The organism is Streptomyces tailanensis (assembly GCF_008386495.1).
GTDB classification, from domain to species: Bacteria; Actinomycetota; Actinomycetes; order Streptomycetales; family Streptomycetaceae; genus Streptomyces; species Streptomyces tailanensis.
On record NZ_VTHJ01000138.1, the window covers coordinates 1 to 6,073 of the forward strand.

Annotated in this window: 6 protein-coding genes; 5 read left to right on the top strand and 1 reads right to left on the bottom strand. The window is 70.8% G+C overall.

All coding sequences use genetic code 11. The annotated features are described in order from the left end of the window. The 5 genes from F3T56_RS45200 to F3T56_RS45220 all read left to right on the top strand — a co-directional run. Nucleotides 1-531 (top strand): alpha-glucosidase C-terminal domain-containing protein (locus F3T56_RS45200; protein WP_246204822.1); only part of this gene is annotated, 531 nt, incomplete at its 5' end. A 29-nt stretch (nucleotides 532-560) separates the two neighbouring features. Further along, nucleotides 561-1,949: a maltokinase N-terminal cap-like domain-containing protein gene (locus F3T56_RS45205; RefSeq protein ID WP_149831274.1), complete on the top strand. Its 1,389-nt coding sequence runs from the start codon at nucleotides 561-563 to the stop codon at nucleotides 1,947-1,949. A 4-nt stretch (nucleotides 1,950-1,953) separates the two neighbouring features. Further along, nucleotides 1,954-4,191, top strand: coding sequence for a 1,4-alpha-glucan branching enzyme (gene glgB, locus F3T56_RS45210; RefSeq protein ID WP_149831275.1), 2,238 nt, complete (start codon nucleotides 1,954-1,956; stop codon nucleotides 4,189-4,191). A gap of 124 nt (nucleotides 4,192-4,315) precedes the next feature. Continuing rightward, nucleotides 4,316-4,669, top strand: coding sequence for a VOC family protein (locus F3T56_RS45215; RefSeq protein WP_149831276.1), 354 nt, complete (start codon nucleotides 4,316-4,318; stop codon nucleotides 4,667-4,669). Between the two features lie 70 nt (nucleotides 4,670-4,739). Further along, nucleotides 4,740-5,141, top strand: a complete 402-nt coding sequence (locus F3T56_RS45220) for a MarR family winged helix-turn-helix transcriptional regulator (protein ID WP_149831277.1) — start codon at nucleotides 4,740-4,742, stop codon at nucleotides 5,139-5,141. A 14-nt stretch (nucleotides 5,142-5,155) separates the two neighbouring features. Here the strand turns inward: F3T56_RS45220 and F3T56_RS45225 are convergent, their stop codons facing one another. Then, nucleotides 5,156-5,575 carry an SseB family protein gene (locus F3T56_RS45225; RefSeq protein WP_149831278.1) on the bottom strand — a complete coding sequence of 140 codons (420 nt, stop codon included), beginning with the start codon at nucleotides 5,573-5,575 and terminating at the stop codon, nucleotides 5,156-5,158. Nucleotides 5,576-6,073: the final 498 nt, after the last annotated feature.

Here is a 6,073-nt window from a genome sequence, read left to right on the forward strand (position 1 = left end):
GAGATCGGCATGGGCGACAACATCTGGCTCGGCGACCGCGACGCCGTACGCACCCCCATGCAGTGGACCCCCGACCGCAACGCGGGCTTCTCCACCTGCGACCCGGGGCGCCTCTACCTCCCGACCATCATGGACCCGGTCTACGGCTACCAGGTGACGAACGTCGAGGCGTCGATGTCTTCCCCGTCGTCGCTGCTGCACTGGACCCGCCGCATGATCGAGATCCGGAAACAGAACCCGGCCTTCGGCCTCGGGGCGTACACGGAACTGCAGTCGTCCAACCCCGCCGTGCTGGCCTATCTCCGGGAGTACGCGGACGACCTGGTCCTGTGCGTGCACAACTTCTCCCGTTTCGCCCAGCCCACCGAACTCGACCTGTGCGCCTACGAAGGACGACACCCCGTCGAACTGATCGGTGGCGTGCGCTTCCCGGCCATCGGCGAGCTGCCCTATCTCCTCACCCTCGCGGGCCACGGCTTCTACTGGTTCCGGCTCTCCCGAGTCCTCTCCCGCGCTGCCCGAGGGCGTTGAAGCGTGGGCCGGCGAAAGGACGCGTCACCATGCCGAAGACCGCATTGCTCCGGCCGAGCAGCGACGGGGTCGCCGCCGACCTGATGACCTCGCTCGCCGGGCTGCTGCGCGAGTGGCTGCCGCGGCAACGCTGGTTCGCCGGAAAGGACCGGCCCGTCACGGACCTCGCCCTGCTGTCCATGACGGAGCTGTACCCGGGCTGTCTGCATCTGCTCGTCCACACCGGGCACCCGAACCCGAGCCATGTCGGTCTCCGCGGGGTGCCCGCGCCCGGTGGCGCCCTCTCCTCCGGCGACTGCTACCAGCTGCTGCTCGGTGTACGCGAACAGCTGCCCCCGGGCCTCGGCCGGGCCCTCATCGGGCGGGCGCACGACGGCCCGCTGGCCGGTCTGACGGTGTACGACGCGCTGTACGACACCCGGTCGGCACAGTTGCTCCTGGAGCGGCTGCGGCATCCCGGCACGGTGGGCCCGCTGCGCTTCGAGGCGGATCCGTCCGTACGGGTGCCCGCCGGGCTGGCGCCGCGGCTGCTGGACGCCGAGCAGTCCAACTCCTCGCTGGTGTACGGCGACGCGTTCATCCTGAAGGTGTTCCGGCGCATCCAGCCCGGTGTCAATCCTGATCTGGAGGTGCCGGGCGCGCTGGCGGGGCAGGGCTGTGGCCGGGTTCCGGCTCCGGTGGCCTGGTTCCGGACGACGGATCCGTTCGCGGCGACGCTCGGTGTGCTGCAGCCGTTCCTGCCCGACGCGTCGGACGGCTGGACGCTTGCGCTGGGCGCGCTCGCCGCCGGTCACGGCTTCACCGCCGAGGCCCGTGAGCTGGGGCAGGCCACCGCGGAGGTGCACCTCGCGCTGGCGTCGGCCTTCCCCGTCGGGCCCCTTGACGAGAACGCGCGGACGGCGGCCGCGATGACCGAGCGGCTGGAGGCCGCCGCCCACTGCGTACCGGCGCTCCAGCCGTTCGTCCCCGGTCTGCGCACCGCCTTCCGCGCGCTGCTGTCCTGCGATGTCGGGCCGCCCGCCCAGCGCGTCCACGGCGATCTGCACCTGGGGCAGGTGCTGCGGGCGGACCGGGAGTGGTTCGTCATCGACTTCGAGGGCGAGCCGTCCCGTCCGCTCGCCGAGCGGTGCGGTACCCAGTCCCCGGTGCGGGACATCGCCGGAATGCTGCGCTCCTTCGACTACGCGGCCCGGCAGCGCCGCCCCTGGCGCCCGGAGTGGGCACGCCGTTGCCGGGAGGCCTACTGCGCGGGCTATGCCGCCCGGGCCGACTGGGACCCGCGCGAGAAGCACGGTCTGCTGCGCGCCTACGAGACGGACCGGGCGGTCTACGAGGTTCTGTACGAAGCGCGGCACCGGCCCGACTGGCTGCCCGTACCGATGGCGGCGATCGAACGTCTCGCCGTACGAGGAGGCTGAAACCGTGGCACTGCGCGACACCGTTCCCCCCGAGTCGGCCGGTCCGCCGCCGCGCCCGCCCGGCTCCTGCGCGGACGCACCTCCCCTCTCCCCAGCCGACCGCGGGCGCCTGCTGGCCGGCGCCCACCACGACCCGCACGCCCTGCTCGGCGCCCACCCGGTGCCGGGCGGGATCGCCTTTCGGGCGCTGCGCCCGTACGCCCACGCCGTGCGTGTCGTGATCGACGGTGAGCGCAGGTACCTCACCTCGGAGGGCGACGGCCTCTTCTCCGGCGTACTCCCGCTCGACGCCGTCCCCGCGTACACGCTGCTCGTCTCGTACGAGGACGCCGACCACGAGGTCCACGACCCGTACCGCTTCCTGCCCGCGCTCGGCGAGTTCGACCTCCACCTCATCCGCGAGGGTCGCCACGAACAACTCTGGAAGGCCCTCGGCGCCGAGCCGATGACCCACCAGGGCATCACCGGCACCCGCTTCACGGTGTGGGCGCCGAACGCCCAAGGAGTGCGTGTCGCCGGGGACTTCGGCTGCTGGGACGGTACGGCGTTCCCGATGCGCTCGCTCGGTTCGTCCGGGGTGTGGGAGCTGTTCCTGCCCGGCGTCGGCGAGGAGGCCCGGTACAAGTTCGAGATCACCTCCCGCTACGGCGGCCGCTCCCTCAAAGCCGACCCGATGGCCCGCCGCGCCGAAGTGCCGCCCGCGACGGCCTCCGTGGTGACGGCCTCGCACTACGAGTGGGGCGACGAGGAGTGGATGGCGAGGCGCGGGGACACCCCAGTGCACGAGGCGCCGTTCTCGGTGTACGAGGTCCATCTGCCGTCCTGGCGACTGGGACTGACTTATCGTCAACTCGCTGAGCAGCTCCCGGCGTACGTGAGGGACCTCGGCTTCACGCACGTCGAGTTCATGCCGGTGGCCCAGCATCCGTTCAGCGGCTCCTGGGGTTACCAGGTCACCGGGTTCTACGCGCCCACGGCTCGCCTCGGCACCCCGGACGACCTCCGGTACCTCATCGACTCCCTGCACCGGGCCGGCATCGGCGTGATCATGGACTGGGTGCCGGCTCATTTTCCCAAGGACGACTGGGCGCTGGCCCGCTTCGACGGGGATCCCCTGTACGAGCCCGGGGACTCACGGCGTGCCGAGCATCCGGACTGGGGGACGTACGAGTTCGACTACGGGCGCACCGAGGTCCGCAACTTCCTTGTGGCGAACGCCGTCTACTGGTGCGAGGAGTTCCATATCGACGGCCTGCGGGTGGACGCGGTGGCGTCGATGCTCTACCTCGACTACTCGCGTGAATCCGGTCAGTGGGCTCCCAATGTGTTCGGGGGGCGGGAGGACCTGGGCGCGGTCGCCTTCCTCCAGGAGATGAACGCGACGGTGTACCGGCGGGCGCCGGGTGTGGTGACCATCGCGGAGGAGTCCACGGCGTGGGACGGCGTGACCCGGCCCACCGACAGCGGCGGGCTGGGCTTCGGGCTGAAGTGGAACATGGGCTGGATGCACGACTCGCTCGGCTACATGGAACATGAGCCGGTGCACCGCAAGTACCACCACAACGAGATGACGTTCTCGATGGTGTACGCGTACAGCGAGAACTACGTCCTGCCCATCTCCCACGACGAGGTCGTGCACGGGAAACAGGCGCTGGTGTCGAAGATGCCGGGCGACTGGTGGCAACGGCGGGCGAACCACCGCGCCTACCTGGGCTTCATGTGGGCCCACCCCGGCAAGCAACTCCTCTTCATGGGGCAGGAGTTCGCCCAGGGCGGGGAGTGGTCCGAGCCAGATGGACCGGAGTGGTGGCTGCTCGATCCCGGGTACTGCTCCGCAGGCGACCACCGGGGTGTCCAGGACCTCGTCCGCGACCTCAACACCGTCTACCGGCGCACCCCCGCCCTCTGGCAACGGGACAGCGATCCGGGCGGCTTCCAGTGGGTGCGCGGGGACGCAGCCGAGGACAACGTCTTCGCGTTCCTGCGCTACGACGCGGACGGCACCCCGCTGCTGGCGGTGTCCAACCTCAGCCCCGTGGTCCGCGAGGACTACCGCCTCGGGGTGCCCGAGGCCGTCCCGGTGTGGCACGAGGTGCTGAACACGGACGCCGCCCGCTACGGCGGTGGCGAGGTGACGAACCCCGAGCCGGTGAAGAGCGAGCCCCACCCCTGGGACGGCCGGCCCGCGAGCATCCGCCTCACCCTGCCCCCGCTCGCCACCATCTGGCTCCGGCCCGCATGAGCCGCGGCGGGGCGACCGGTCAGGAGGCGACCGGTCAGGATCGGAGAAGCCGCCCGCCGCTCCCCCGCCCTAGCGTGGTCGACAGATCCCGATCAGCCGGAAAGAACTCACGGAGGCGTACGCCATGACCGCCGGACTGAAGACCATCATCTACCCCGTCAAGAACCTCACCCAGGCGAAGGCCCTGTTCAGCGCCCTGCTGGAGGTCGAACCGTACGCGGACACCCCGTACTACGTCGGGTTCAAGGACGCCGGGCAGGACGTGGGCCTGGACCCCAACGGTCACGCGAAGGGCATGACGGGTCCGGTGCCGTACTGGCACGTCACCGACATCCGGTCGAGGCTGGCGGCGCTGCTCGCGGCCGGGGCGGAGACGCTGGAGGACGTCCACGACGTCGGTGGCGGCAGGCTGATCGCCTCGGCGAAGGACACCGACGGGAACCTGATCGGGCTGCTCCAGGACACCGCCGCCGAGTAGCGCGCGGGGTGGATGTTCCTGCACTAGTTGCACGGGAAACGACCGTCCCGTCCTCTGTTACCGTGCACATATGGCAGCCAACACGGCCGGTGCCCGGCTCGAGGAGCAGTGGCGGGACATCCTGTCGGTGCACGCCCGGACGATGTGCGAGATCGACCGGGTGCTGCATCCGCACGGCCTCGGCGCCAGCGACTTCGAGGTGCTCGACATCCTCGCGTCGGGCATGGCCGCCGCCGCGGACACCGGTGATCTCTGCCGGGTGCAGAACATCGCCGAGAAGGTCCATCTCAGCCAGAGCGCGCTGTCCCGGCTGATCGGGCGGCTGGAGAAGGACGGCCTGGTGGAGCGGTCCGTCTGCGCGGAGGACCGGCGCGGCGTGTGGGTCACCCTCACCGCGAAGGGCCGCGACCTGCACGCCGAGGTACTGCCGCTGCAACGCGAGGTCCTGGCCCGCGTGCTCCAGCAAGGCTGACCGGTCGGCCCAGGTCAGGTCCCGCGCCGCCCCAGCAGGGTGCCCACGTCGTGCGCGTCGAGCGTCAGGCCGTGCGGTGAGCCGGCGTCGATGGTCAGGGACAGGTCGTCGTCCGGCCACTGGGAGGCGAGGACACCCAGTGGCACCAGTCGGTAACGGGACACGAACGGCAGCAGCTCCGCCATCGCCGGTTCCGAGGTGAAGACCGGCACGACCTGTTCCCCGCCCGGCTGCTCCAGGACAGGCAGCGCCACGGCCGTCGGATCGTTCACGGCCGCCTCATCGGCGTCGTCCGGCACGGGCACCAGGACGTCACTGCCCGCCAGAGTGTCCAGCGCGGCCGTGTCACCGGTGTCGAGGGCTAGTGCGGTCAGCGCCTGCTGGGCCGGCGAGGCGGCCCGGGCGGCGTCGTGGTTGTTCGAGGGTATGTCCATGGAAGATCCCCAGGTAGTCGCGGACGGCCCGCCCAGGACAAGATCCGTCCCAGGCACGACGCCCCTCGCGTACCCGATCGAGGCGAGGCCATTCCTGTGCCGTCAGCTTCGCCCCCTGAGGGCTGGTCGCGCCCCTGAAAAGCCGGGGGCACCCCGGGCTTTTCAGGGGCGCGGGGAACTGCGCGAGCAACCACACACAACCCGCACCCGCCAACGAACCCGAACCCCCCGAGCTCTCCCGCGACCGGGGTCGAAGGGGCAGCGCCCCTGGATGGGGGTCCCCCCGCTCGAGCGAAGCCGAGAGTGGGGGAGGGACGGGTAGGGGCGGCGGGGGCGAAAGACATCCACCGCAACCCCCACCCCGCTCAACGCATGGTGAAAACAGACCAGTAGTGGTGACCGGCGCCCACGCGCGCCCCGGAGCCCGGCACCTAGACGAATGAGTCCGATGTCTGGGCTGGTGCGCGGGCATGAAGAGAGGGCGTTCAAGATCATGTT